Origin of the sequence: Cupriavidus gilardii (assembly GCF_013314895.1) — a bacterium.
GTDB classification, from domain to species: domain Bacteria; phylum Pseudomonadota; class Gammaproteobacteria; order Burkholderiales; family Burkholderiaceae; genus Cupriavidus; species Cupriavidus gilardii_C.
In genome coordinates this window covers 106,823-132,197 of the sequence record NZ_JABTYE010000004.1, presented here as the reverse complement: position 1 = coordinate 132,197, position 25,375 = coordinate 106,823, and the positions used below count along the sequence as shown (strand labels likewise).

Genomic DNA, 25,375 nt, shown 5'->3' with positions numbered 1-25,375 from the left:
CGATCGCGAACCGGGCCGCGGTCCTTACCGTGTCACGTCCAGCACCCACCCCGGCTCGACATGGTCGGGGTTCTCCGCGAGGTTGTACTGCGGATTCAGGTTGATCAGCTCGCGCAGTGCGTAGGCGGCGACCTGCTGGTCCGCGGTCAAATCGTGCGCATCGGCCTCGTGCTTCTGCCCGTCGGACAACAGCGTATCGAGGTTGGTCGCCGCGATGCCCCACAGCGTCGAGGTCTCGACGCCTTCGCCGTACGGCTGCACGACCACACGACCGTTGCGCGGCCGGGGCTGTTGCGGGGGCTCAGGCTGCGGCTTGGGCGGTTGCGGCGGCTCGGTGGTCGGCGGCCTGGGCTCCTCGGTCGGCGTTTCCGAGCGTGGTGGTTGCGTCGGGGCCGGCTGCGTCGGCGACGGATCCTGCGTCGACGGGACCGACGGCGTCGAGGACGGCGATGGCGGCTTGACCGGCTCGTCGTCCTCGTCGCTGCCCAAGGTCTCGAGCAGTATCTTCATGCCGAAGTTGACGATCACGCCGCCACCCAGCAGCACCAGGCCATACGGCATCGCGCGGCCGAAGAACTCCCATTTGCGCGGCAGTAGCGACTGGTCCGGCTTGAGCTGGATGTCGCCGCCCCTGGCCGCGGCCACCTTGTTGAACTCACGGTTCGCGATGGTGCGCTCGACGCGCGACTGCAGGAAGGCGCCGACGCCGAAGGTCGCCAGGCTGGCCGCCCCCAGGCCGCCGGCCACGCCGCCGTACGTCATCACGTCGGTCACCGCCAACGGGATCGCACCGGCCGCGTACATGCTCATCACGAACTTGCGCGTATGCGCCGCGCCCAGCGGCGGCAGCGCGACCTTTGCGTGATGGCCGATGCGGTTGGCAATATTGAAGCTGGCCAGCACGCCGTTTGCCGCGAGGAAGGCGGTATTGCTGTAGGTCGCGACATTGCCCAGGTCCACGCCGTGATGCATGAACCAGGTCGCGGTGGTGGCGTTGTTGATCGCCAGCGTGCCGATCTGCAGGCCGTCATTGATTCGGCCGGCAACGGTCTTCGGCGTCAGCAGCGCTGCGCCGACCGCCTTCAGCGTCTGGACGGCGGCGGCGACCTCTTCCGCGGTGGGCTTGTCCGGGTGCCCATTGACGTGGGCATCGAGCTTGTCGATCGCCCCTTTGAATTCTTCGCGCTTGGTCTTGTGAATGCCCCATATCGCGGCACGGTCGGTGGTCAGTACCTTCCTCAGCCACGCGATATCGGCAGGCGTCTGCCGATCGGTGCGGCGGATCACGCGATTGGCGAAAGCTGTCCGCCCTGCCGCCACGCCGCCGCGATAGATGAAGCAGGAGCCCGCCACCACCACGGAGGCGGCGGTACCGGGCATCGGCATGGCAGGCATGGCGGCGGCCGCGGTGGCGAAGGCGCCGCCGACCGATGCCGCGACCGTGGCGCGCAGCTTCCACGGCCGGGGCGTTGGCGGAGGTGAAGACGATGCCGGCTGCGGGTTGACCGGGGTCGGCTTGTTCGACTCGCCGGGCTCAGGCGATGCCGCCCCCTCAGGCTCCGACTCGCCGCCATGCCGGAACGTGGCCGAGCGCACCGTTCCCTCCGGATCGGTCGACACACGGGCGACGTTGGCCCGCGCGGCCTCGCGCATCTTCGCCAGCACCGTCACCACGGCCTGTCCATGTGCGGCGAGGCTGCCGCCTGGCTCCACCGACATCACGTCGGCGATCTTGACGCTGCCATCGGCGAAGAAGGCGAACTCGACGTCCTGCAGCAGCAGGCCGCGGCCGTCCGCGCCGTTCTCGATGCCCTGTTCGATCGCATCGAGATCGCGCAGCGTGCGCGCGTTCATCCACGCCGCGAATTGCGGCAGCAGATTGCCGTTGCCGTCGAGCAGTTCGGCGCTGCCGGCGAGATACCGCTCATAGACGATGGCCGGATGGCCGAGCACCGTATCGCCCTCGCCGCCATGGATGCGCAGCGTCGGCATGCCCATCGCCTCGACTTGCGCCATGGCCTCGCGCTCCGCGCTCATCGGGAACGGCGCGATCATGCTGTCGTTGCCCAGCGCGACTGCATGGCTGTTGCCCAGCGCGAATACCGTCTTGACGGCGCCTGAACCGAGCCGAGGGCCCAGATAGTCGACCAGGTCGACCGACGTCTGCTGCCCGTCGTCGCGCACCATGCGCACCGCATCCACGCCGTCGACCGCGAAGGTACGGTTGGCATGGCGATACGGTTGCGGATGCAGCGGTTGCCAGGCGACGCCTTGCTGATCGAGCTTCAGTATTGGTTTGGGCGGGCCGCCTGCGTTGTCGGCGGCGGTTCGCGTGGCGGTGCGATCCAGCCTGTCGAGCTTGAAGCCGGCCCCGGGCAGCATCACGTCGACGCCCATCACGTCGGCCACGCGCTGCGCGAAGGCGTGCCGTGCATGCTGGCTGCCGCCATCGAGCGCCAGCACGATAGGACCGTTCTTCTTGCCTGCGTCGGCGAGTTCCAGCGCGAGCCGGTGCGCGCCGACCGCTTCGCCCTCGTCGTCGAGCAAGCCACGCTCGCGGTCGAAGCGCCCCAACACGACGTTGTAGTCGTCCGGCACCCTGAGCTTCAGCGGCGACGCGCCGAAGGTCGCATCGGCATAGCGCGGCGACGCTGCACGCCAGGCGGCCGGATCGGCAACGTTGACGTGGTTGGTGTCGCGGGGGGCCGCCGGCGTCGGCGCGTCGCCGCGTGGCATCGCGAAGGCGCTGTCGGGCAACGCCCGTCCGCCTTCGGTGACGCCGACGATCGGCAGCGCCGGCATGGCGCCGTAGAAGCGTCCGCCCTGGCTGTGCACCGGCGCGTCCGACTGCGCCATCGCTTCCGGGCCAGCATCGACGCGCATCGCGCCGCCGAAGACGGTATCGCCGCCGTCATGCCAGCCGCGGATCTCCCACTTGCCGTCCGGCGCGTAGACACGGGCGTCGAGCGCGGTGGCCAGTTGCTGCGCCAGCGGCAGCGGGCCGTCCATGCCGAAGCAATCGTAGATCAGCACCGGCATGCCTTCGCGATAGTCCGGGTGCGAGCGGATCCGGTCGGCCAGCGCGGCCGCGTCGTAGTCGGGACGACCGCTGCCGTCCATGTCCATGCGCACGCCCTGGTACGCGCCCTCGGCCCGCACCGTGAAGTAGCCGGGCACCTGCGGCACCGAGATCGGCATCGCGCGGTTGTCGAAGGTGACGTAGCCCGCCTCGGCGGCCAGATCGAGGTGCGCCCTCGCCCGCGGGAAATGCCCGAGTTGTTGCAGCACATCGATCCGTTCACCGGCCTGGTTGCGCACCAGCGGCAAGCCTTCGACAAAGCCTTCCGGCAGCGCCACGCGGATATCGCCTTCGTAGGCGCGGTTCAGCGCGATCTCGCCCGGCACCGTGCTGCCTTCGCGCCGCGACAGCGGCACCGTGCCGATCGCATCGTCGGCGGCCGGCACGTGGCCGGGCCGGTACTGCGCCGCGGGCACGACCTGCAGCCGCACCTTGACGCCGACCGCCGCCTGCCGGTCGAGCTGCGCCGCGGCCTGCCGCGGCGAATCGAACACGCCGATCACCTTCAGCTTGCCATTGGCCGACTCGCCGTCGCGCACCGCCACATACTTGACGTCCGCCAGCCGGCCGCCGGTGGCGTGCACGCTGTCGATCACCGTGGCGATCGCCTCGTTGCCCGGCACGCCATCGCGCAGCGACCAGCTGCGATCGACGATCGCGGGCACATGGCGTGCCCCGCCGTTGCCCTGCCCGCCCCGATCGGTACCAGAATCGGCGCCATGGAATGGACGCCGCAGCCCGTGCGCGAACAGGTCTTCCAGCACCGAACGCGGCTGGCGGCGCGGCATTGCCGTGCCCATCAGCGCGGGCACCGGCGCGCCGGGCCCGGTTACCGCATCGGCGCCGGCCCAGTGCCGCAGGAAGCGGTACACGGCCGCGTGGACTTCCGGCTCGAAGCCGTCGACGGTGGGCTGCAGTTCGCGCGATACGCCGTCCACCGCCCCCGCGCGCATTGCGGCTTCGATGCCGGACAGGATCTGATCCTCGGTCGGCATCCGATGCGCATTGCCGGTCAGACGCAAGACCTCCGCGCCGACGGCATAAGCGCCCCAGTTCGACACGCTGGCCGTGACCAGATAGTCCGCGCGGACTCGCGACGCGATCTCGCTGCCATCCGGTGCCGGCTGGATGAACTTGAAGACATTGCCCATGCCGGCTTCGTTGCCGCCGTCGCCGATACCGAGCGTGGTGATGCGCATGTCGTTCGCCGCCACCAGCAGTTCGTCGACCGCGGGGTTGAAGCCATCGATGCGCACACCGCGCATGTTGTGCTTGGTGCCGGCCGCCGTGCGGCCCGGCAATTCGGCCGCCATCACGCGGTCGGGCTGCAGTTCCTCGAGCAGCGCGCGGGCCATCGGGTTGGCGCCATCGATCGGCAGGTCGAACACATGGATCGTATCGATCGGCTCGCCCATGTCGGCCAGCACGGCTTCGAGCACCGGCCGGTTGGCCGAGTCGACGACATAGGTCACACGCTTGCCCGCCGCTCGCAGCATCGCACCGAGCGCCGCCGTTCCGGGCGGGCCATCGGTCTCGGGCATGCCTTCGGCCACCGAAAAGCCCGTCAGCAGCATCACGTGCTCGGCATCGGCCAGCGAGGCAGCGGCACGCCGTGCGCTCTGCGGGATCGCGAAGCGATCGACATTGCGGCCGGTGTACGAAGTCACCACGGCGTCGATCGGATCGGGCATGCGGTTCGCATCGAGGATGCCGCGCACCTGCCCAGGGTCCGTCTGCGGGCTGAATTCCGGCACGCTGAATGCCCGCGCGCGGGGGTCCTGAGTCATGCCCTGGGCCAGCCGCACCACTTCACCGGCGCGGCCGGTGGTCACCGTCAGCAGCGGCAGCATGTCCTCGACCCGTACGTCCTCGAACGGAATCGGCTCGGGCAGCAAGTCTTCCTGCTTGAGCACACCCCGCTCGAGCAGACGGTCGACCAATGCCTTGGCCTGGTACTGCATCGGGTCGATCAGCTTGACGTGGCCTCGGCCGCTGGCGTCGAGCTGCTCCCGGATCAGCTTGGCCAGCGCCGGATAGTGGGTGCAGCACAGCCACAGCGAATCCGTCTCGGGCGGAATGCGATCGGCGTTGATGTACTTGGCGACGAGCGCCTGGATCGCTGCCAGTTCGGGGCCGTCCTTGGCCAGATGCTGCAGCGCGTTGACTGCGCCGGCCCATTCGACGGCATCGATCTCCAGCACGTCCTGCCCGGTCCGCAGCGCACCGACCGCGTCGCGGTAGGCGTGGTCCTTGACGGTGCCCGGCGTGGCCACCACCGCGATATGCTGGCCGCCGTCCTGCGCCATCGCGCGCGCCGTGGTGTGGATCAGATTGATGAAGTCGCGCTCGTCCAACCCGGCCCAGCCCTCGGGATAGGTGATGCAGGCCGTGTTGCAGCCCAGCGCGTTGGCGTCGGCCTGCTGTCGATGCATGGCATGCAGGCCGTCGTTGACGCGACGGATCAGGTCGTCGCGGGCGCGCCCGCCATAAGTACCTGCGGCATGGTCGCCATACGCCACCACCTGCACGCGCTTGCCGGTCATGGCGAAGATGTGCCGGGCGATATTGCTGCCGGCCAGGATGCCGCCATTGCTGGAATCGAACACCGCGACTTCGATGATGTCGTTCATCACCCGGATGCCGAACGGTTCGGGGTCGACGCCCTGCGGCAGGAAACGGCGCTGCACGCCGTCGAGCATCTGCGCCAGATCCAGCCCTTCCGGCAGCTGCCTGGCCTGCGCCTGCAGCAGCTCGTAGACGCCGAGATAGCTGCGCTTGTCCAGACCGCGCATGCTGGTGGCGCCGCGCTCGAGCGTGACGCTGTCATAGGCATACAGCGCTGCCATGCGGTCGATCATCGCGCCGACGCGCGCGGTGGATGGCATCTCGTGCTGGCTGCCGGTGGCGCGTTTCAGCGCGAAACCGACCGCCTGCGCCGTCAGGTTGGCGTTCATGCCCACCACGGGATGGCTCGCGCCGATCGCCGACCACTGGTCGATATCGGCCGGCTCGACATGCAGCGCCGTCATCGCGCGCTCCAGCGCCGAGCGCATGCCCGCGGTGTGGCTGTCCGCGCCGATCGCGACGGTGACCAGGTCCTTCGCGTTCGCCTCGACCATCAGCTGATCCACCATCGGCGCGCCCTCCAGGCGCTCGCCGTTGGCCAGCCGGTATTCGCCGACACGGTTGCGGCCTGCCACTTCGACCGCCACTACGGCCTGGGTCCGGTACTTGGCCAGTAGCGCCTGCGCCTGCTGCGCGGCCCGGGTCGAGTCGGTGGCCGTGAAGGTCTCGATGCGGGCATCGGCGACGCCCAGCTCCCCTTGCAACAGATCGGCCAGCAGCGCCTCGTGCGCGGGGTCGGTGACGTAGACCACCTCCTTGCCCAGCGCGCTCAGATAGGCGCCGAGCGATACCGCGCCGAGCGGACCGTGCGTGTCGGCGCCGCCGTGCAGCGTGGCGGGCGACGTGGCGATCAGTACCGTCTCGACACTCTGCAGCGCCCGTGCCGCCAGCTCGGCGCCATAGGGCACCGACAGCGACATCGCGCGGCCGTCCATGCCCGCCACGCGGTCGAGCGGGGAGATGGCGTTCTGCAGCACGATCGACGGCTCCGCGCGCGCAGCCTCCAGCAGGGCCGCACCGCGGCCGCCGCCATGTGCGAACACGGCGCTGCGGATGTCATGCCGGGCATCGCCGCGCGTATCGACGCGTGCATCGGCGCGTGCATCGGCGCGGCGGCGGCTGCGGCCGCTCGCGCTGGTCCGGCTGGCCGCCGGCGGCGCCTCGCCGTGCCGGCTGCGTTCGCCGGCCTCGCGCATGTATTTGGTGACGGCCTGCTGCATTGCGCGATCCATCATGCGATTGACTACGCCGTCCTGCAGCCTTGCACCCTGGGCCACCGCGGCGTCGAAGGTCAGCCGGCTGGCCAGTTTGACCGATTGCCAGGTGCCCAGCTTCTGCGGGGTGTAGCTGCGCGTACCGGCGCCATCGGCGGCATTCGCCGTGGCGGCGGCGCGGCCGGCGGGTTCGGCCGAGGGCGCTGTCGTCGTGCGCGCCGGCGTGCCGCTGGCTTCCCCATCCTGTCCGTGCGCCACGGTCGGCCGGCCGGAAGTCCCCGAGTGATGGCCCGCCTCCTCGCCGCCCGCACGCTGCGCCGCGGCCGTATCCGCCGGCTGGCGTCCGCGCGCGGTGCCGTCGTTGCCAGGCCGCACCCGCACCGGCGCATCGCTGCCATCGCGGCCGTTTGCCAGACCCTCGCCCGCCTGCACTGCCGTCTGCAGGGCCAATGCCTGCGCCGCTGCCTCCGCCCGTGGGGACCGGCCGAGCACGCGCATGGTCGCGTCGTGCACCGCCCGCGCGCTGCGCATCTGGATACCGGCCGGCATCATCTGCGTCATGCCCATCAGCAGCATCGCGCCGTTCTGCAGCTTCTCGGTCAGCGACATCTGGTCGCCGTGCTGGACGAAGGTGACCGCCTGCTGCGTCGTCAGAACGCCGCCTGTACCGAACGCGCCAAGGTTGAGCACAGTGCCGCCGACCGCCATGCGATTGGCCGTGCCGGCCAGCGTGCGCGAGGCCGACTGCGCCATCGTGGCCGCCCGCGCTGTCTTCGCAGCCTGCGCGGCGACGTTCGCCGCGAGCGGGTTGGCATTGGCGGCCAGCGTGGCTGCTCGGTCCGACAGCGCCGTTGCCCGGTTGGCCAGCGCTGTGGAGCGGTTGGCCAAGGCCCCGGACGCTCGCATGGCGAGCGATGCGCCCTTGCCGAGGCCGAGGCCGCCGATCCCGGCGACCGAGCCGAAGGCGTTGGCCCACAGCGAGAAGGCGCGCGAGTTGTCGAGCGGATTGAGCGAGCGGCCGTGGTCGGCCATGTTGCGGGCATCGACCGCCGTGACGGCCAGCCCGTATCCCATCGAGCCGAGCATGCCGCTCCAGGCAACCGCGACCAGCGGTGTCGCGGCGCCGCCGGTGGCCAGCATCACCCCGACCCCGCCGATGGCGCCCAGCGCCGTCACCCCGATATCGAGCCACGCGCGGAATTTCTCGCCGTCCGTGACGATATGGGCGTCGATGTCGTCGAATTGCGCATGGCCGTCCGCGCCAAGGCTCAGGTCTCTCGCCAGATAGACGGTGCCCTTGTCGTGCAGATCGTTGTTTTCCTGGAAGTCGCGCTCGGCCGGCTGATCGCCCTTGCCATAGACCGCGCCCTGGTCGTCGACCCACAGCGTCTTGCCGTCCTTGCCGACGAATTCGAACACCGCGCTCTGGTAAGGCGACATGCCCGGGCCGGTCACGTACATCGGAATGACCTTGATGGTGGCACCGTCCGGCGCATCTTCGGCCAGCTGTTCCTTGATCAGCTTCGGATCGGCGTTGGGCGCGGCCAGCGCGATCGCATTGTCGATCGCCTTGTCGTCGCCCGCCTTCACGGTCAGCTCGTCCTTGCGCAGCGCCAGCGCATCGAAGGTGCCCTGCAGGATCTCGTCCTTGTCCAGTTCGAAGCGCCGCTGGTCCTCCTGAGCCTTCTGGCTGCCGCTGTACTTCTCGTAGCCGCGGTCCATCGCGCGGGTCAGGTCGTAGTCGGCCATCGAAGGCGCGCGGTCGTGGTCCTTCAGCTCCCTGGCGAAGGCCAGCGACAGGCTGGTGTGCCCCTGCGCCGCGGCATCCTGCGCGCCGCCATAGATGCGCCCCTGCGTGGCGCCCATCTGGTTCTGCATCACCATCGTAAAGACGTCGTTGTCCTCGTTGGCGAGCCAGCTGGCGGTGGCGGTCGCGGCTGGACCGGTACCGAGCTCGGAGCCTGGATTGCGCGCGTAGTAGCCAGCGTCAGCGGCATCGACCACCGCGGCCAGCCCATGGTAGAAGTCGTCCCAGTCGTTGTAGCTGCCGCCGGCCGGCGCGACATTGCGCCCGGTCCAGTCGTTGCTGTATTCGCTCCTGACCGTATCGAGCAACGTGGTGGCGTCTTCTTCGGTCAGATAGGGCGCGACCTGCTGCATGTACTGGCCGACCCGGTCGGCGTACATGGTTTCCTGGCCCAGGATCGGCTTGTAGTCGTCGTCGTGCGTCTTGCCTTCGAGATCCTTGCGCATCGACGCCTCGATCTGCGCGCGGAAGGCGTCGCTGCCGAAGCGCTCGCCGTCCACGGCGAGATAACGCTCGCGCTCCTGCTCAGTCTGCGCGGCATTGGCCGCGCCCTGGCGCAGCTTCAGCGCACCGACGAAATCGCCCGCATCGAGCTTCTGGCTCAGGTTGTCCTGCAGATAGCCTTCGCGTATCGGAGTCGCGCCCCTCATCAGCGACAGCATGCGTTGCAAACCCGCGGCAGCGGCAGCGCTGTCTTCCTTGCTGATGCCATCGCCGCCCTGCGCGCGTGCCTGCGTTTCGGCAAAGGCGTACATCATCAGGCTGCCGTGCTCCTTGATGCCGGCGTCGTATGCCCGCTGCACCGGATCGTTGCCGGGCGCATTCTCGGCAGGGATCAGGTCATCCGCCCCCAGCGACTTGTACATGACATAGGCCGCGGGGTTGAACTCCATCAGGTCCCGCTCCTGCTGCGTCAGATCGCGTGGCGTCGCCGAGTTCGGATCCATTTTCGCCTTCGGATCGAGCGTCAGCCCCTGGACCTGTGCCATCGCCAGCGTGGTCGGATCGGTCTGCGCCAGATCGCGCTCGAAGTCGGTCTCCGGCGTCAGGTGCTCCAGCTCGCCGGCGATCTGGCCCTGCATGTTGGCGGTTTCGATCACCGCGCGCATGCCCTGGTCGTTGCCGTAGCGCTCCTGCAATTCCTTGACGGCCTGCTGCCGGTAGCTGTCGGGCACCTTGACGCCATCACCGGCCTTCAGCGCGTCGAGCTGCGCCTGCGCGTCGTCGACACGGTTCTGCGCCTGGGTCAGGTCGTAGCCGCGATCGGCCATCGAGATCGTGCGATCGTGCGGCTGGTTGCGGATGCTCGCCAGCCCTTTGTCGGCATCCGTTTTGTACAGCTGCGCCGCGAGCGTATCGATCTCGACGCGCATCGTGCCAAGATAGGTCTCCTCGGCCTTGTCGCGAGTCTGCTGGGCCTGCTGTACGGCCGCGCGCGCGTCGCTGACCGCCTGGCCGCTTTCGGGATCGGCACGGCGGATGCCCATTGGAATCTCGGCCAGCGCCTTCTCTTCCCGCTCCAACCTGGCCTCGGCCTGATCCAGCCGGTCCTCGGCGAGCCCGAGTTCAAAGCGCGCCCCTTGTGTGTCGCGCGCCTGCTGGGTCGGCTCGGCCTTCAGAAAGCCGTCCTTGATCTGGCCAATGTTCTGGTCGAGCACCGGATCGTTGTAACGCTCGCGGATCTCCTTCGCCTTGGCGTCGACCGCGGCGGTGATCGCCCTGGTATCGCCGCCAGTCGCCGCGGCCTGATTCGCGGCCACCCGCAACTCGTTCTGCGCGCCCGCCATCACCATGCCGTATTTCTGCTCGATCGGCTGCCAGTCCGCATCGGTCATGGTGCCGGCGTTGCGCCTGGTCTCGCTGTCGTCGTAGGCGCGCTTCGCGTCCTTGTGCCAGCGGTCGGTATGTTCCTTCGCCTCGTTCTGCTCCTTGTCGCGCGCCTGCTGCGCGGGATCGGTGGCCGGCTTGTCGCCGCCTGGACCCTTGACCTGCACCACGCCGGCAGGTTGCGTTTGCGGGGTGTAGAGCGCCGGCGTGACGACGGGCTGATTGTTCGCCGCGCGGTCCGGCTGCTGCTTCTGATCGGCCTGCTGCGTCTGATTGGCCTGGTTTGCCTGCTGCGCCTGGTTTGCCTGTTGCGCCTGCTGGGCCTGGTTGTTCTGTTCGTTGCGCCGGGCCGTTTCCGCTTCCTGTGCCTGCCGCTGCCGTTCGGCCTCGCGTGCCTGCGCGCGCCTCGCCTCCTCGGCGGCCGCGCGCGCCGCCGCTTCGGCGGCGGCACGGGCCGCGGCAAGAATCGCTTCGCGGGCTTGCATCAAGTCCTTGAAATCCAGCATGACGCTCTTCTCCTGAGGAACGGGGCGATGCGAACAGCGTTGAGGCGGGCACGCGGACAGCGAAGCCCGGCAGGGCCTGCGGCCGTGTGGCGGGCATCGACTGGACGGATTGCGGCCAGCGTGACAGGCCATTGTCTGCCCGGTGTGGCGCGATACCAACTAGGGAGAATCGTAGGCCGAAGGTTCGGCGGGCCACCGGGAGGGCATGGAACTACGCGAATACGTAGTCGAGGGCCGCCATGCGTCGCGACCAGGGGCAATGACCGTCTTCGCTGTCATCGCCCCGTCATGGCGTTCGTCTACAGCCGGTTGTTGTCGAGATCGGTGACCAGCATGCAGCCTGGCGCATGCGTGATGCAGATTTCCGGCCGGGCTTCGCGGATGACGGCCTGGGGCGTCACGCCGCAGGCCCAGAACACCGGGATCTCGTCCTCGTCGACCGGCACCGCGTCGCCGTAGTCCGGCGCCTCGATATCCTCGATGCCGATCAGCCGCGGATCGCCGATATGGACCGGTGCGCCGTGCACGTCCGGATAGCGTGCCGTGATCTCGGTGGCGAGGATCGCATCGGCGGCCTTCAGCGGACGCATCGACACCACCAGCTTGCCGGAGAGCCGTCCCGCCGGCCGCGTTTCGATCGAGGTGCGGAACATCGCCACGTTGCGGCCGAGATTGATGTGCTTGAGCGGAACGTTGGCGGCGATCAGCGCATGCTCGAACGAAAACGAGCAGCCGATCGCGAACGCGACGAAATCGTCGCGCCACAGCGAGGAGATGTCGGTGGTCTCCTGGTAGTCGGTGCCGTTTCGATACACGCGGTACAGCGGCACGTCGGTGCGGATGTCGACGTCGACGCCGAGATTGCGAAAGACCGGATCGCCCGGCTCGGTGACGTCGATCAGCGGGCAGGCCTTGCGGTTCAGCGCGCAGAACTGCAGGAAGTCATAGGCCCAGTCGCGCGACAGGATGACGATATTGGCCTGGACGTAGCCTCTCGCCAGTCCGCTGGTATGGCCGCGATAACGGCCCGAGCGGATCAGGGCGCGCAGTGCGGTGGGGTCTTCGGGTAACAGTCCGTTGGCTTGCTGAAGGGGCAGGTTCATGGTCGTCGGCGTGGAGTCGTGCACGCGCGCGATGCGCGCTTTTCGCGAGGTGTGCAACGATTCTGGACGCCGCGCCAATGCGCTGTCCAACAAAACTTTTGGATGCAGCGCGATAAGGCTTTTCGATGACAAAGGCAAGCCGGACTTGCCTTCGGAGAGGACCGGCGCGTGCTTTCAGGCGTCGCTGGCGGTCTCGCCGCCGCTGTTCTGCGCGGCGGCATTGGCAATCAGCATCGCCTTGTCCTCGCCCGCTTCCGCGCAGAACGCGGCCACCACGCCGACCGTCAGTGCGATCACCGCCTCCGACAGCTCGAGCCCCGCACCGGTGCGCCACGAGGCGACGATGTCGAGCGACGGCGGATGACTGTCGATATCGACGATCGTCAGCGTGCCGTCCTCCAGCTCGCGGCGCACCAGCACCGGCGGCACCGCGCCGATGCCGAAGCCCTCGCCGATCAGCCGCGTCATCGCTGCGACCGAATTGACGCAGCTGATGCGAGGCGATGGCACACCGTTCAGGTGGAACAGGCTGAGGATGTCCTGATGCGGGCGCGAGTTCTTGACGAAGGTGATGACGCGCTCGCCGGCAAGGTCGTCCAGCGAGCGATACGGCCGGTCATAGGCCGATCCCTTGGCGACGATCCAGCGGATCGGGTACTTGGCCAATTCGATATTGCGCACCGTCTCCACGCGCAGCAGATCGGTCTGGAAAATGATGTCGAGATAGCCCTTCTGCAGCTGATCGCACAGATTGAGCGCTGCATCGGCGGTCAGCTCGATTTCCAGCGCCGGGTAGGCTTCCATCACGCGGCGGACCACCGACGACAGCCAGGTATGGATCACCGAGTCCATCGCGCCGATGCGAAGGCGCCCTTCGCTGACGCGCGTGGAATCGATCGACTGCCGCAGCCGGTGCATCGTGTTGACCATGCGCTCGGCGTACTCGAGCACCTGCTGGCCTTGCGGGGTCAGCGATACGCCGCGCGAGTCGCGCAGGAACAGCTTGACCCCGAGGTCTTCCTCCAGCACGGCGATGCGGCTGGAAATCGAGGCCTGGGTGGTGAACAGTTTTTCCGCGGTCAGCCGAAAGCTTCGCAAACGGGCGACCCAGACGAACGTCTCGAGAAAGCGCAGGTTCATGTCGACAGGGGTTGGACACGGAAATGACGATGCGGCTGGCGCGAGCGAACAACACCGGCATCGCGCACCGCGCGGCGCCCTGCCCACGCACCGCAGCCGTGTCGCTCAACTTCCCTGCGTCGACGGACGCGCCGCGTCGGCGGATTCGCGCACCGGATAGACCGGCGCCTTGTCGACCGGCTGTTCGGCCAGCACCTTGATGCGGCCGAGCGCGGCCTGCATTTCGTTGCCCAGCGCCTGCGGATACTCCGCGCGCGGACCGGCGGGCACGGACAGCGGGTCGAGCCACATCTGCCACGTTACCACGGCGGTGCCCGCATCGGGACCGGGACTTACCTGCAGTCGCCCGCGCGTATGGTTCGACAGCTTGCGGTAGACGTAGGAGTACGGACCGCGGTCGACCAGCACGTCAACCACCGGCGGCCCGCCGTTCTTGCGCTCGGCACGGCGGACGGTACCGGGCGAGCCGTCGCCCAGCACCACGCTGCACGAGCGCAGCGCGGTGTCCCACTTGGCAATCGCGCAATAGTCGCCCACCTGCGCCCATACCTGCTCGGGCATGCGGTAAATCAGGATCGAGCGCTCGACCGGGACCAGTTGCGCATAGGCGGTCGCCGACGCCGAGATCAGCGTGGCGAAGGCCACCGGCAGCGCGCCGCGAGGGCGGCGCCGCGGAATGACGGGAGTGGAATGGGGGGCAGGCATGCTGGCGGTAGGATCGGTCGTCGGAGGAATGGTGGTAGTCGTGGTGAGACGCGCGAACACGTGTTCATACGCGCGAAGAGCCCACCATCGCTGGCGGGCTCGAAGATGGCGTAGCGTACCGCGGCCGGCGCCCGTTGCCATCACCGAAGCTTCGTAGGATCGGCAATGCCTGAACCCATCAAGCCTGCCCCTGCCCGGTGGGGGCGATATCGACCAGCCAGCCGGGCACGATGCGGTCGGGGTCCCCGATCGAGGCGTTGAGCTGCAGCAGGTGGTCCAGCGCCCGCGCGGTCTGCCCGTTTTCACCGAGCGGCGCGGCCAGGGCTTCACCGTCCCGGACCAACAGCGTATCTCGATGGCTTCCCGCGATGTCCCATAGCGTGTCGCCTGGCGCCACCTGGTGATAGCCGGCCAGAACCTCGGCGGCGCGCCGCGACAGGTTGCGATGCGGCGCCACCGTCGTCGCCACCGCTGCCTGCCGCTCGGCCAGCAGCGGCGCGGTGCCGCGCGCGGTATCGGCCGGCGCCGCACGATTGCGGCCGGACGACCCGAACAGGTCCGGCCACTGGAACTCCTTGTTCAACGTGATCGCATCGATCTCGCTGACACGCGACTTCGACAGGTCCGGTCCCTTCAGGTACCACAGCTGCGCCGGGCCGACCTTGCTGCCGTACTGGCCGATCTGCAGGCGGTTGGCGGTATTGGAACCGTAGAAGCGCAGCGGGCCGATATTGGTCGCATCCATCAGCACCGGCGTGACCGGCCACGACCACGTTGCCTGTCCATCCACGTCGGTCAGCCTGCCGTTGGCGAAGTTGGTGCGCAGGATGTTGTGCTTGACGTGGCCGACGCGCAGGCTGGCCATGCCCATCTTCGACAGCCATGGCAAGCCGAAGCGATACGCGACGCCGCCCTCGAGGATATTGACGCCGTCGCGCGTGCCGACGGTCGTCTTGCCATCGCGCGAGAACGCGAACGGCGTGGTGCTGCCGCCGACCCACAGCGACTTGATGCCGCCGATATTGAGCCACAGCGTCATCGAGTTCAGCCCATCGCGCGAGCGGAAGGTGATCTGCCAGCCGTCGATACGCGTGGTGTCCGGCAGGTTGTACTTGCGCAGCTCGCGCGGATCGCGCGAGACGTCGACCTGGCCCGTCGCGGCCGCGTAGGCGCCATGGGCCAGCGCCGCCGCGCGCGCGCCGCGCTGCAGGCCGCGGCGGACCTGCGCGAACGTCAGCGAGCTGTCGCCGCTGGCGTTGGCAAGGCCGCCCTGCAGCGCGGTGGGCGCGGTGCGCTCCAGCCGCTGCCGAACCGGTCCCAGCGACACCGTGCCCAGGCGCGCATCGGCACGCTGCTGGCGCTGCGCCCAGGCCAGCAAGCTCTCCGTGGCGCGCGGATTGGCGACCGCCAGCCGGTCGATCGCGCCCGTGCCGGGGCGGAACACCGCACGCCTGGCCTCCAGCGCTTCGCGCCTGGCATCGCGATGGCGCGCGGCGGCCTGACGCATCGTTGCACGCAGGTCCGTGAGGTCGCCCCGCCGGCCGGCATTGGCCCGCTGCGCGCGCCGCCACGCCTGCGTGGCCTGCTGCTCGGCAATGCGGGCGTCCGCCCGCTGCCATTCGGCGCGCCGCCATTGGCGCATCGCCGCCACGCCCTCGCCAACACGGGTCAGGCGCGGATCGGCGGCGGCCTGTCGGGCCAGATCGCGCAGCTGCACGGCCTGCGCCTGCCACGGCGAGTCGGCACCGCCCTGCTGCGCGAGCCGCTCCATCTGACGTGCCGCACGCTCCAGTACCCGGCGCCATGCCGCGGGATGCGTGTCGCGCAGCGCCGCCAGCGCGCCGTCGGCCGGCGGTTGAGTCCCACGACCGCGCTGTGCCGTCCCTGCCCTCGGCGTCAGACCACCCTCACCGAACACCGCGCGCCCCGCGCGCTCGGCGTTGGTTTCCGCGAGCCTCTGCGCCTGCGCCGCGAGCGCGTGCTGGCGCGTCAGCGCGCGATGGGTGGCCGTGCCGGGCGCGGCCGCCGCCAAGCGTGCCGACAGGGCGTCGGTCACCCGCGCGGCATCGTTGGCGCTCCGCAGCGCCTGTCGCCAGGCCCGCAGGCTGGCGGCCGCGGCGCGCCGCGTATCGCGCTTGCGCACCCGCGCCGCGGCGAGCAGCAGCTCGGCATAGGCACGCCGGACCTCGCGCGCCGAATCGCTGCCCCTTGCCTCGGCACGACCGGGCACGAAGCCCTGCCAGCGGCGCACGGTCCCGGCCTCGCCGCCCTGGTAGCGCTCGCGCACGCCGCCCGCCGCGGCAAGGCGCCGGGCGACGGCGGGCGAATGCGCGGCCACGGCATCGACGAAGGCCTGCCATGCCGCCAGCTTGGACTTGGTGTTGCCCGCGGCTGCCGCCTTCGCCGCCAATGCGCTGGCCCGCTCCTGGTAGAAGATCGCGCGGCCCGCATCGAGACGATTCAGCGCGCCGTTGCGCGACACCCTGTTGCCGTCGGCGTGCGGGCGCGCGGGCCCCGATCGCATCACGGCCGACCATGTCATGCCGTCCGGCGTACGGCCGGCCGCTGCCGTCCCGCGATGCGGCGCCAGGCGCAGCGACGCCCGCGGCGTCAGCATGCCGAGACGCCGCGCCTGCAGCCACAGCAGGCCGGTGCCGGCATCGGCCATCCCCATGCGGAACCGTTGTCGCAGCGACGCCGCCACGGCGCGTCGCCATCGCGGCGGCAGCGCCGGCATCGCCGGGGCGGGATCGCCAGACCGGCGCGGCGCGACCGCATGGATATCGCCCTCGATCGATGCCCGTACCGGCTTGGTGCTTCCCTTCGGTACGTAGTCGAGCACCGCGTCGCGGTTCGCACGCATCGCGTCGAGCGTCTTCGACACCAATGCCGCGCCGTCGGTCAGCGCGGCGCGATGACTGCCGATGCGCGCGGCCAGCGCCTGCGCCTGGCTCAAGGCGTCGGCATCGCGGCTCGGCGAGGTTTGCCGCGACGGCAGCGCGGCGCGCCACTGCTGCAGTTCGCCCCGCAGATGGCGGATCGCCTCCGTGCGCGGTGCCAGCACGTCACCCGAGCCCTTGAAGTCGCGCTGATTGGCCTCGATGCGCCGCAACTCCTGCCGCAGGCCGATGGCCAGCAGCGGATGCCAGCGGGTGGCAAGCCGTTGCGCGGCCGTGTCGAGGCGGCGCAGATCGCGCACGATCGCGTTCTGCCTGGCCGGATCGCTCTCCAGTTGCAGCCGGGCCAGTTGCGACTGTGCGCGCGACTCGATGCTGCGCATCTGCTGGCGCAGCGGGCCCGACAACCAGCGGTGCAACGCCTGGCCGTCCTCGAACGCGGTCTGGCGCGCCAGCCGCACCAGCTTGGCCTCGGCATCTCGCTGCTTGCCGATCGCCTGCGCCGCGCCGCGGCGCCCGGCGTCGAGCCAGTTCAGCATGCCCAGCGTATCGACGCGACTGAGCCGATCCTGTACCGCGCGCCAACGGGTACGGGCCACGGGATAGCTGTGCGGCGGGGTTTCCGTGCGAGGCTGGGCTGCCGACGGGCTCGGTGTCGCCGGCGCCCGTGCCGCGCCGGCGGGATCGGCGCCCTGCCGCCTCAGCGAACCGGCAAAGCCGGCCAGGCTGGACAGCGCCGGCAGCCGCTGTGCCAGCGTGTCCTGCCATTGCCCCAGGCGCATGCGCGCCGCCGCCAGCGGCGTCTGCACGGCATTGCGCAGCGGCATCGTCAGCGTCGACAGCGCCTGCGCGCCGCGGTCCAGGCCGGCCACGGTGCCGCGCCATGCCGTCGCGACATGGCGCGTGCCGGCGAGCGCGCCGGTGGCGCCCTGGCGGATCCAGCGGCCGCTGACCGGATTGATCATGAACTGCACGCCGCCGAGCAGCAGTTGCGTGCGCGTGGTCGCGCGCTCGCCGGGCGTCATGTTTTCCCAATTCGACAGGGCGGTATGCGCGGTATAGCCATAAGTGCCGGCACCGACGGCAAGGGCCTGGCGCCCGCTGCGGGTGGCCTGCTGCTGCAGCGCCTGCGCGCGCAGCGTCAGCTGGCTGGCCTCGTCGGTCAGGCCCCGGCTTTCGGCCACCAGCGCGCGATGACCGGTGCGTGCGGCGCTGACACCGGCCACGCCGGCACGCACGCCGAGCGCGGAGGCGAGGATGTTGAGCCCGTCGATCAGCATCTGCGGGTTCTTGTCCGGGTTCCAGCTCTGGCCATGCGAGATCTGGTCGGCGATGCTGGCGGCCGAGGTGCCCACGCCGTAGGCGGTTGCCGCCCCGGCGGCGGCCATGGCAACGGGCGCCAGCGCGCCGCCCGAGCCGACCACCAGCACCACGCCGGCGACGATGCCGACGCCGGCTGCGATCGTGTCCAGATGGGTCTTGCGGCGGAAGCTCTCCCAGCCGCTCTCGATGCGCGCGTCGCCGATCTCCAGCTCGATATTGCCCTTGCTGTCGACGGTGAACTCGCCGTCGCGCGGCATCGCCAGCACGGCATCGGCGGCCGGCAGCGTATTGTTTTCGCGGTAGTCCTTCAGATCGTCGTAGGCGCGTCCGGCCTCGTCGACGAAGCGCGGACCCTGGTCCGTCTCGACCTTGAACAGCATCGTGCGCGTGATGCCGCGCTCGCGGCTGGCGTAGACCACGGGCAGCAGCGTCACGCGCGCATGCTCGCCGCCCTGCTCGATCAGCTGGTCGGCCACCACGTCGAGCATGTCGGCGTAATCGTCGTCGATGCCGGCAAAGATGTCCTGCTTGCGCAGCGTCTCCGTCTGCGACTCGGCGTCGCCCGCCAGCTGAACCTCGGGCGGAATGCCGAGCGCCAGCCCGGCCATATTGCGCGCATGGGTGCGGCCGGCCATCTCGTAGGGGCGGCCGCCATAGTCGACGTAGTGCTGGTTGATGACGCCCTGCGCCATCGCGCGCGGCTCGGACACGAACAGCTCGTACAGCGCGGCGGGATCCTCGCGCTGCTCGGGTGTCAGCGTTGCGGTCAGCGCGCGGGCTTCCTGCGCGGCGCCGGCTTCGGCGGCCTCCTGCACCAGTTGCTGGCGCGCGGCGTCCTCGCTGTCGAGCGCCTGCTGCAGCGGGGCCCAGGTCGGCGCGTCCTGTTCGCGCAGATAGGGATGCGCCTGCTTCCATGCCTGGTGCTCGTTGCGCAGGCGCTCGACGTCATCGCTGGCCGCACCGCTGTCGCGCTCGCTGCGATAGCGTTCGAGCTCGGCGGCGCTGGCCGACGCGGTGGCACGCGCGCCCTCGAGCGCCTCGCCGGTGGAGACGACGGTCTCGTCTTTCTCCACGTCCACACCGAGGTCGCGCGCACGGTCTTCGGCGGTCAGCCGGGCGCCCAGCGCGGCCAGCAGTGCGCGATGGTCGGTGTCGACCTGCGCGGTGAGGCGGGTCAGCTCGGGATCGGCGTCGTTGTTGGCGCCACTGGCGCCATTGGCGCCATTGGGACCATTGGCATTGGCGGAGGCATTACCGTCGCGGCGTGCCTGCGCAATGGCTTGCGCATCGTGGTTGAGGGTCTCGTAGTCGCGCCAGGCGGTATCCTCCGCCGCGATGGCCGATTGCAGCTGCGAATGCGCTTCCCAGACGCGTGCCGTGACCGGATCCATTTCGACGCGCGACGGGCCCTGCCCCGGGATCGACAGCGTCGTCGAGGAAGCGGGATAGCTGCCGTACTGCGCAGGATATTGCCCCGACAGCTGAGCCGGGTACTGGACATACCACCGCCCGTTCTCCTTGACCGCGACCGGCGGCGAACCTGGCGGCGCCAGCAGCGGCGCGGCGGTCGAAGTCGGCGTCGTCGACGGCTTGTCCCCAGTGGCAGTGCTCGCCGTCGCGTTCATGCCGTCCGGCAACACCGTCCATGGTGCGGGCCGCGCGGCCTCGCCAAGGTTCGGCGTCAGCAGCGGCGAAGGCGACAGCGAGGGGGCCGTGCCGGGCAACGTGCCGGGCAACATGCCGGGCGGCTGCGTCGACTGCGTGGGCGTGGATGCGGATGTGGATGCGGATGCCGAGAAGTCGTGCGTGCGATGGGCTTCGAGCGCCAGCGCGTATTCGCCCTCCGCGGCGCGCCTTGCCTCGGTGGAGGCCAGCGCGTCGCTGCGGCCATGCGCGACCGCCTGGGCCAGACGCGTTTCGTCGCGGCGTTGGCGCGCGGTGTCGATCTCCTGCTGGGTCGCCCCGGGCCGCCGCACCGTCGCGTCGTACGTCTGCGCCGCATTGGCGGCGGCCTCATCGGCCGTGGGCAAGGCTCGCTGTGCCGCACCGTCGTCCTTGCGCCATTCGTCGGTCCGGCCCTGCCGCAACATGTCCGCCGCGTCGCCGCTCGCATTCGCGACCGTCCCCTGCACGTTGGCGCGCGCCTGGCTTGCCGACTCGCGCAGCGTGGCGATGCGGCCGTCGTCCGGGGCACCCGCACCGCCCTTCTCGCGCGCGCGCAGTCCTTCGATCAGCGCCGCGTCGGCCTGCTGCGAATTGCGCAGGGCTTGCAGCGCGTCGTGGTCGGCGCGGGCCGTCTGCATGCGGTCCTGGGCGTCGGCGTAGGCGATGCGCGCTTTCTCGCGTGCCTCGGGATTGGCTGCGCCTTCATAGGCCGTGCGCGCCTGCTCGAGACCGGTCTGTGCCTCGCGGTACGCGGTGTCGATCTGGCCGGCGCGCTCGCGCAGGGCCTTGCGGGCGGCATGATCGTCCGCGGCCGATTGCGCCTCGGTCAACGCGCTCTGTGCTGCCGCGTTGCGCTGCTCGAGCGTCTGCCTGGCCTGCTGGACCTCGGGTGGTTCGACCAGGCACTGGTTGGCGCGCGTCTCGTCGACGCGATGCTGCTCCTCCTTGGCGGCGAGGTCGTTGGCGGCCACCTGCGCATCCCATGAGGCCTGCGCCGCGACCGCCTGCCGGTCCGCCACCCACCACGCGTCCAGCGCCGCGCCGTAGGCATCGTCGGCGCGCTGCAGCGCCGCGGCATCGCCCTCGGTGCGGGCACCCTCGCGCGCCGCGCCGGCCTGCTCCAGTTCGCGCCCGGTTCTGGCCAGCTCGCGCTGGGCGGCATCGCGCTCGTAGCGGCGCCATTCCGTTTCGAGCGCCGCAGCAGCGCTGTCCGCTTGCCGTCGCGCCGTGCCGGCCGTTTCTCGCGCTTCGTTCAATGCCTGCCGATCGCCCGCATCGAGCTTCGTCGGATCGCTGCCCGGCGGGGCCAGTGCCGTCACCGCGCGGTCGGCGGCGCCCAGCTCCGCATCGGCCCGTTTGGCGGCGACATCGGCGACGGCGACCGTGTGCAGCTGCTGCGCATCGTCGTACGCGTCCTGCGCCGTGTCGACCTTGGCCTGGTTCTGCGGTCCCGGCTCTCGCAGCGCTTCCGCCTTGGCCTCGTCAAGCGCGATCCGCTTGTCGTGCGCGTCCAGCTCGAGCGCGGCCTCGTTCAGTTCGGCCTTGCGCGTTGCCGCGGTAGCCTCCGCGGCCTCGGCCTTGGCGATATCGTCGCGCGATTGCGAGCGCTCGGCGGCCTCGCGCGCGGCCTGCGCCTGCGCGCGTGCGGCGGCCTCGGCCTCCTGTGCCTGCCGCAGCCGCTCCAGCATCGCGGCGATCTGTTCCCGCATCTGCTGCAGCCGCGCCTGCAGCTCGGCCAGTTCGCGCTGGCGCTGGGCGGCCGAGTTCGACTCGGCGTCGGCTGCGCGCAGAGGCGGCGCCGACGGTGCCGGCGGTGGGGGCGGTGGAGGCGGCGGGACCGTGATCGGTCGCACCGTCGAGGGACCGGACAGATCGGCGGGATAGCTCATCGTGACCTCGCGAGGAAGGCCGGGCGAGGCACCATGCCGATGCGGGCGCGCCCCGGCCCGGGGCGCCGCCATCAGACCGCGCGTCGATGAAGTCCCCGTGACGAGACGAAGCTTCGTGGTGCGCAGCGCCGCCGCTGCTGCGCTGCACAGCGATATCCCTACGAGTCTCCGTAGCGCATCCCCTGCCCCGCTGGTCACTGGCGCGCCGTATGCTTACGCGTTGCCCTCGATGGGGTGGGCGAACAAGGCGCGTCGCCTCGCCGTTGGCGACAACGCGACATCGGGGAAAACCCGATATGCGCCCGGGTGCGCGGGAATGCCAGATCTGGCCGGGGCCCGCGTATTGACTGAGATTTAGTGGTGATCTCAATTTTTTCTTATGAGGACCCAAGCTAAAAAATAGTTGGACGAGGCGCCCGGCGAATTTGAAGAATGCAAATGCCGGGGGACATCCATCCATGCATGACAGGTTCCCGCAGACCGCCGCGCGTCATCCGGATCGCCGCGGGTCACCGCGATCGCGCGCCAACTCTCCAGGCGTGCATCGGCACACCGCCGTGCCATCGCGACCGCCAGCGTGCGGGAACCAGGACAGCGACGACGATCGTCGACCGGCGCGCTTCAGCGCGATGGCCTGATTTGCACGCGACCTGCCTGCAACCGCCTGCAAATAAAGCCCCGTGTTTTGGCCCCGATCAAGCCTGTACCGACGCACCGCGACGAGACACCACGACGAGGAACGCATGGAAACGCAGATTGGCAGCATCCAGGAGGAGCAGCAACGCCGACCGTCGACCGGCCTCTTTGCCTGGTATCGCGATATCACGCCGGGAGAGCGGCGCACGTTCTGGAGCTGCAAGGTCGGCTACGCGCTCGACGCGATGGACACGCAGTTCCTCAGCTTCGTGATTCCGACGCTGATCGCGACCTGGGGCATCACGCGCGGCGATGCCGGCTTCATCGGTACCGCCACGCTGCTGACCTCGGCGGCCGGCGGCTGGATCGCCGGCATCCTGTCCGACCGCATCGGCCGCGTACGCACGCTGCAGCTGACCATCGTCTGGTTTGCCTTCTTCACGTTCCTGTGCGGGCTGGCGCAGAACTACGAGCAGCTGCTGATCGCCCGCGCGCTGATGGGTTTTGGCTTCGGCGGCGAGTGGACCGCGGGCGCGGTGCTGATGGGCGAGGCTATCCGCTCGCAGGACCGCGGCAAGGCGGTCGGCATGGTGCAGGCCGGATGGGCGCTGGGCTGGGGCATGTCGGCGCTGCTGTATGCGCTGGTGTTCAGCCTGTTGCCCCCGGAGACCGCCTGGCGCGCGCTGTTTCTGATCGGCCTGCTGCCGGCGGTGTTCGTGATCTTCCTGCGGCGCCTGGTCAAGGAGCCGGAGGTCTATGCCGAGCACAAGGCCAAGGAAGCCGCCTCCGCGCAGAAGACCTCGTTCGCCGCGATCTTCTCGCCGAAGCTGCTGTCGATCACGCTGCGTGCCGCGCTGCTGACCACCGGCGCGCAAGGCGGGTACTACGCGATCACGACCTGGCTGCCGACCTTCCTGAAGACCGAGCGCGGGCTGACGGTGCTCGGCACCGGCGGCTATCTGGCGATGGTGATCGTCGGCTCGTATCTGGGCTATATCACCAGCGCCTATCTGACCGACCGCATCGGCCGCAAGCGCAATTTCATGCTGTTCGCGCTGTGCTCGATGGCGATCGCGCTGATCTACACGCAGATCCCGGTCAACGACACGGTGATGCTGATCCTCGGTTTCCCGCTGGGCTTCTTCGCCTCCGGCATCTTCGCCGGCATGGGGGCCTTCCTGACCGAGCTGTTCCCGACCAGCGTGCGCGGTTCCGGCCAGGGCTTCTGCTACAACGTGGGCCGCGCCATCGGTGCGCTGTTCCCCTTCCTGATCGGGCATGTCAGCCAGACCATGCCGCTGGGACAGACCATCGGCGTGTTCGCCGCCGGCGCATACGGCGTGCTGATCGTCGCCGCGCTGACACTGCCGGAAACGCGCGGCAAGACGCTGGAAGCATGAGAGCCAATCGATCGCATGTCCGCGCCGATAACCCTTCACGGTCTAAGGAAAGTGGCGGATATACAACATGCTCGCCGCATCGCATCAACCGGCCGCAAGCCTTGTCGCATCGCCGTTCGCGGGCATCGCTGCGGGTGGCAAGGCGGCCTTGCATCGCACGGTTGGAAGGTACGCGCGATGTCATGACATGTTGGCTTGCAATAATTTGGCCGGCGCCAAATGGCAGTTGCCACCGATGGCGCCATCACGGGTTCGCACCACCACAGCATCGATAGCGGCCGCGCAACGCACGGCACGCACAACACCGGGCGCGCCGCATTGCGGCGCCGTCCGGGTTTTCCGACGGGAATGGGTCAGCAGTATGTTGGGCTTTGCCTGAAGGGCCTGGCCAGCGGGCGCGGTATGTCGCCCGCGGATCGGTCCGAGGCAAGCCTTCACGCTGTCGCGCGCCAGCGCGGCGGCCATACGCATTTGTCGGAGGCGATCGATGGAAAAAGTAGTGGAAGCCGGCCTGGGCCGCGACACCAGCCTGTCGCGGACCTTGAGAGCCGACCTGCCGCGCGCCACAAGCGACGGCACGTCGGTCCGCGGTCCACGCGGCCTGCCCCCCGTGACGGGCCCCCATGGCATCAAGGTATTTGGCGAACGGCATATCGTTCCCGTCCAGCGGCGCACGCGTCAGGGCGGCATGCCCGGACTGGTGGAGGCCATGCTGCGCGAGAGCTCGCATGAATCGCGCACCGCGCTGATGCAGTCTGCGATCCGGGGGATCGGCTTCGACTGGCTGGGCTATGGCACCGCCACCACGGCCGGCGGACAGGTGCAGCTGCGCACCTTCCTCGATACCTATTCGCATCCGGGCTGGCGCGACTACTATCTGCGCGAGCGCTACTACGAGGTCGATCCGCGCCAACCGCGGCCCGGCACCTTCGGGCTGCCGCTGGTGTGGGACGTCAGCGACCTGGAGCGCAGCACCTCGGGCGGCACGCAGGCGCTGCGGCTGCGCCGCTTCCTCGACGATCTGCGCGACGCCGGCATCCGCAGCGGCGTGTTCCTGAACCTGCCGATGCCTGGCACCAGCGACTTCGTCGCGATCAGCTTCACCTCCGGCATCGAGAGCCGCCGGTGGATCGGCGACCCCGTGATCGGCCAGGCGTTGACCGTCGGCTTCGCGCTGCACGAATTCCTGACTTGTCACGCCGATATCCCGGCGCTGGGCGGCACGCAGCGCGACGGGCTGTCCGACGTCCAGCGCGATATCCTCGCCTGCCTCGCGCAAGGGCTGTCGGACAAGCAGATCGCCAATCGCATGGAGATGTCGATCTTCAACGTCGACTACCACATGCGCCGGCTGCGCAGCCATTTCGGCGTGCGCAATCGCGTGCAGCTGGCGCATGCGGCCACGATGCAGGATCCGAGTCTGATCGCCACGGCGGTGGAGAGGATGGATCGGGCGGAGCGGATGGAACGTGGGGGCAATAGTATGCGCGAGCGGGCAGGAACCGGATATCGCGCAGAAGCGGCGTTATTGGATTGCTAGCCGCGGCTGCCCTCTCCCC

The 25,375-nt window shown here is 69.6% G+C and carries 8 protein-coding genes; 2 read left to right on the top strand and 6 right to left on the bottom strand.

Features of this window, described 5'->3' with window-relative positions; translation table 11 throughout:
- Nucleotides 1-24: 24 nt before the first annotated feature.
- The 5 genes from HTY53_RS05380 to HTY53_RS05360 form a co-directional block, all read right to left on the bottom strand.
- Nucleotides 25-11,058, bottom strand: coding sequence for an LWXIA domain-containing protein (locus HTY53_RS05380; RefSeq protein ID WP_174105440.1), 11,034 nt, complete (start codon nt 11,056-11,058; stop codon nt 25-27).
- A 299-nt stretch (nt 11,059-11,357) separates the two neighbouring features.
- Nucleotides 11,358-12,161 carry a putative hydro-lyase gene (locus tag HTY53_RS05375; RefSeq protein ID WP_174105439.1) on the bottom strand — a complete coding sequence of 268 codons (804 nt, stop codon included), beginning with the start codon at nt 12,159-12,161 and terminating at the stop codon, nt 11,358-11,360.
- Nucleotides 12,162-12,335: 174 nt separating this feature from the next.
- Nucleotides 12,336-13,301 (bottom strand): LysR family transcriptional regulator, encoded by a 966-nt coding sequence (locus tag HTY53_RS05370; RefSeq protein WP_174105438.1) that lies wholly within the window; start codon nt 13,299-13,301, stop codon nt 12,336-12,338.
- Nucleotides 13,302-13,406: 105 nt separating this feature from the next.
- A complete protein-coding gene (locus HTY53_RS05365) occupies nt 13,407-14,006 on the bottom strand; it encodes an SRPBCC family protein (protein ID WP_254599827.1) in 600 nt (199 codons plus the stop codon).
- A gap of 178 nt (nt 14,007-14,184) precedes the next feature.
- Nucleotides 14,185-21,780 (bottom strand): LWXIA domain-containing protein, encoded by a 7,596-nt coding sequence (locus HTY53_RS05360; RefSeq protein ID WP_174105437.1) that lies wholly within the window; start codon nt 21,778-21,780, stop codon nt 14,185-14,187.
- A 743-nt stretch (nt 21,781-22,523) separates the two neighbouring features.
- Here HTY53_RS05360 and HTY53_RS05355 point away from each other — a divergent pair.
- Nucleotides 22,524-23,816, top strand: coding sequence for an MFS transporter (locus HTY53_RS05355; protein ID WP_174105436.1), 1,293 nt, complete (start codon nt 22,524-22,526; stop codon nt 23,814-23,816).
- A gap of 180 nt (nt 23,817-23,996) precedes the next feature.
- Here HTY53_RS05355 and HTY53_RS05350 read toward each other — a convergent pair whose 3' ends face one another.
- On the bottom strand, nt 23,997-24,281 hold the full coding sequence (locus HTY53_RS05350) for a hypothetical protein (RefSeq protein WP_174105435.1): 285 nt from the start codon (nt 24,279-24,281) through the stop codon (nt 23,997-23,999).
- 22 nt (nt 24,282-24,303) lie between these two features.
- Here HTY53_RS05350 and HTY53_RS05345 point away from each other — a divergent pair, with 22 nt between their 5' ends.
- Nucleotides 24,304-25,356 carry a helix-turn-helix transcriptional regulator gene (locus HTY53_RS05345; RefSeq protein ID WP_217435514.1) on the top strand — a complete coding sequence of 351 codons (1,053 nt, stop codon included), beginning with the start codon at nt 24,304-24,306 and terminating at the stop codon, nt 25,354-25,356.
- Nucleotides 25,357-25,375: the final 19 nt, after the last annotated feature.

What these genes read in the sequence shown, in the direction of transcription:
- HTY53_RS05370 (WP_174105438.1), bottom strand. Translation starts at nt 13,301, where the DNA reads ATGAACCTGCGCTTTCTCGAGACGTTCGTCTGGGTCGCCCGTTTGCGA.
- HTY53_RS05345 (WP_217435514.1), top strand. Translation starts at nt 24,304, where the DNA reads ATGGAAAAAGTAGTGGAAGCCGGCCTGGGCCGCGACACCAGCCTGTCG.
- HTY53_RS05355 (WP_174105436.1), top strand. Translation starts at nt 22,524, where the DNA reads ATGGAAACGCAGATTGGCAGCATCCAGGAGGAGCAGCAACGCCGACCG.
- HTY53_RS05380 (WP_174105440.1), bottom strand. Translation starts at nt 11,058, where the DNA reads ATGCTGGATTTCAAGGACTTGATGCAAGCCCGCGAAGCGATTCTTGCC.
- HTY53_RS05350 (WP_174105435.1), bottom strand. Translation starts at nt 24,281, where the DNA reads ATGGCCGCCGCGCTGGCGCGCGACAGCGTGAAGGCTTGCCTCGGACCG.
- HTY53_RS05375 (WP_174105439.1), bottom strand. Translation starts at nt 12,161, where the DNA reads ATGAACCTGCCCCTTCAGCAAGCCAACGGACTGTTACCCGAAGACCCC.
- HTY53_RS05365 (WP_254599827.1), bottom strand. Translation starts at nt 14,006, where the DNA reads ATGCCTGCCCCCCATTCCACTCCCGTCATTCCGCGGCGCCGCCCTCGC.
- HTY53_RS05360 (WP_174105437.1), bottom strand. Translation starts at nt 21,780, where the DNA reads ATGAGCTATCCCGCCGATCTGTCCGGTCCCTCGACGGTGCGACCGATC.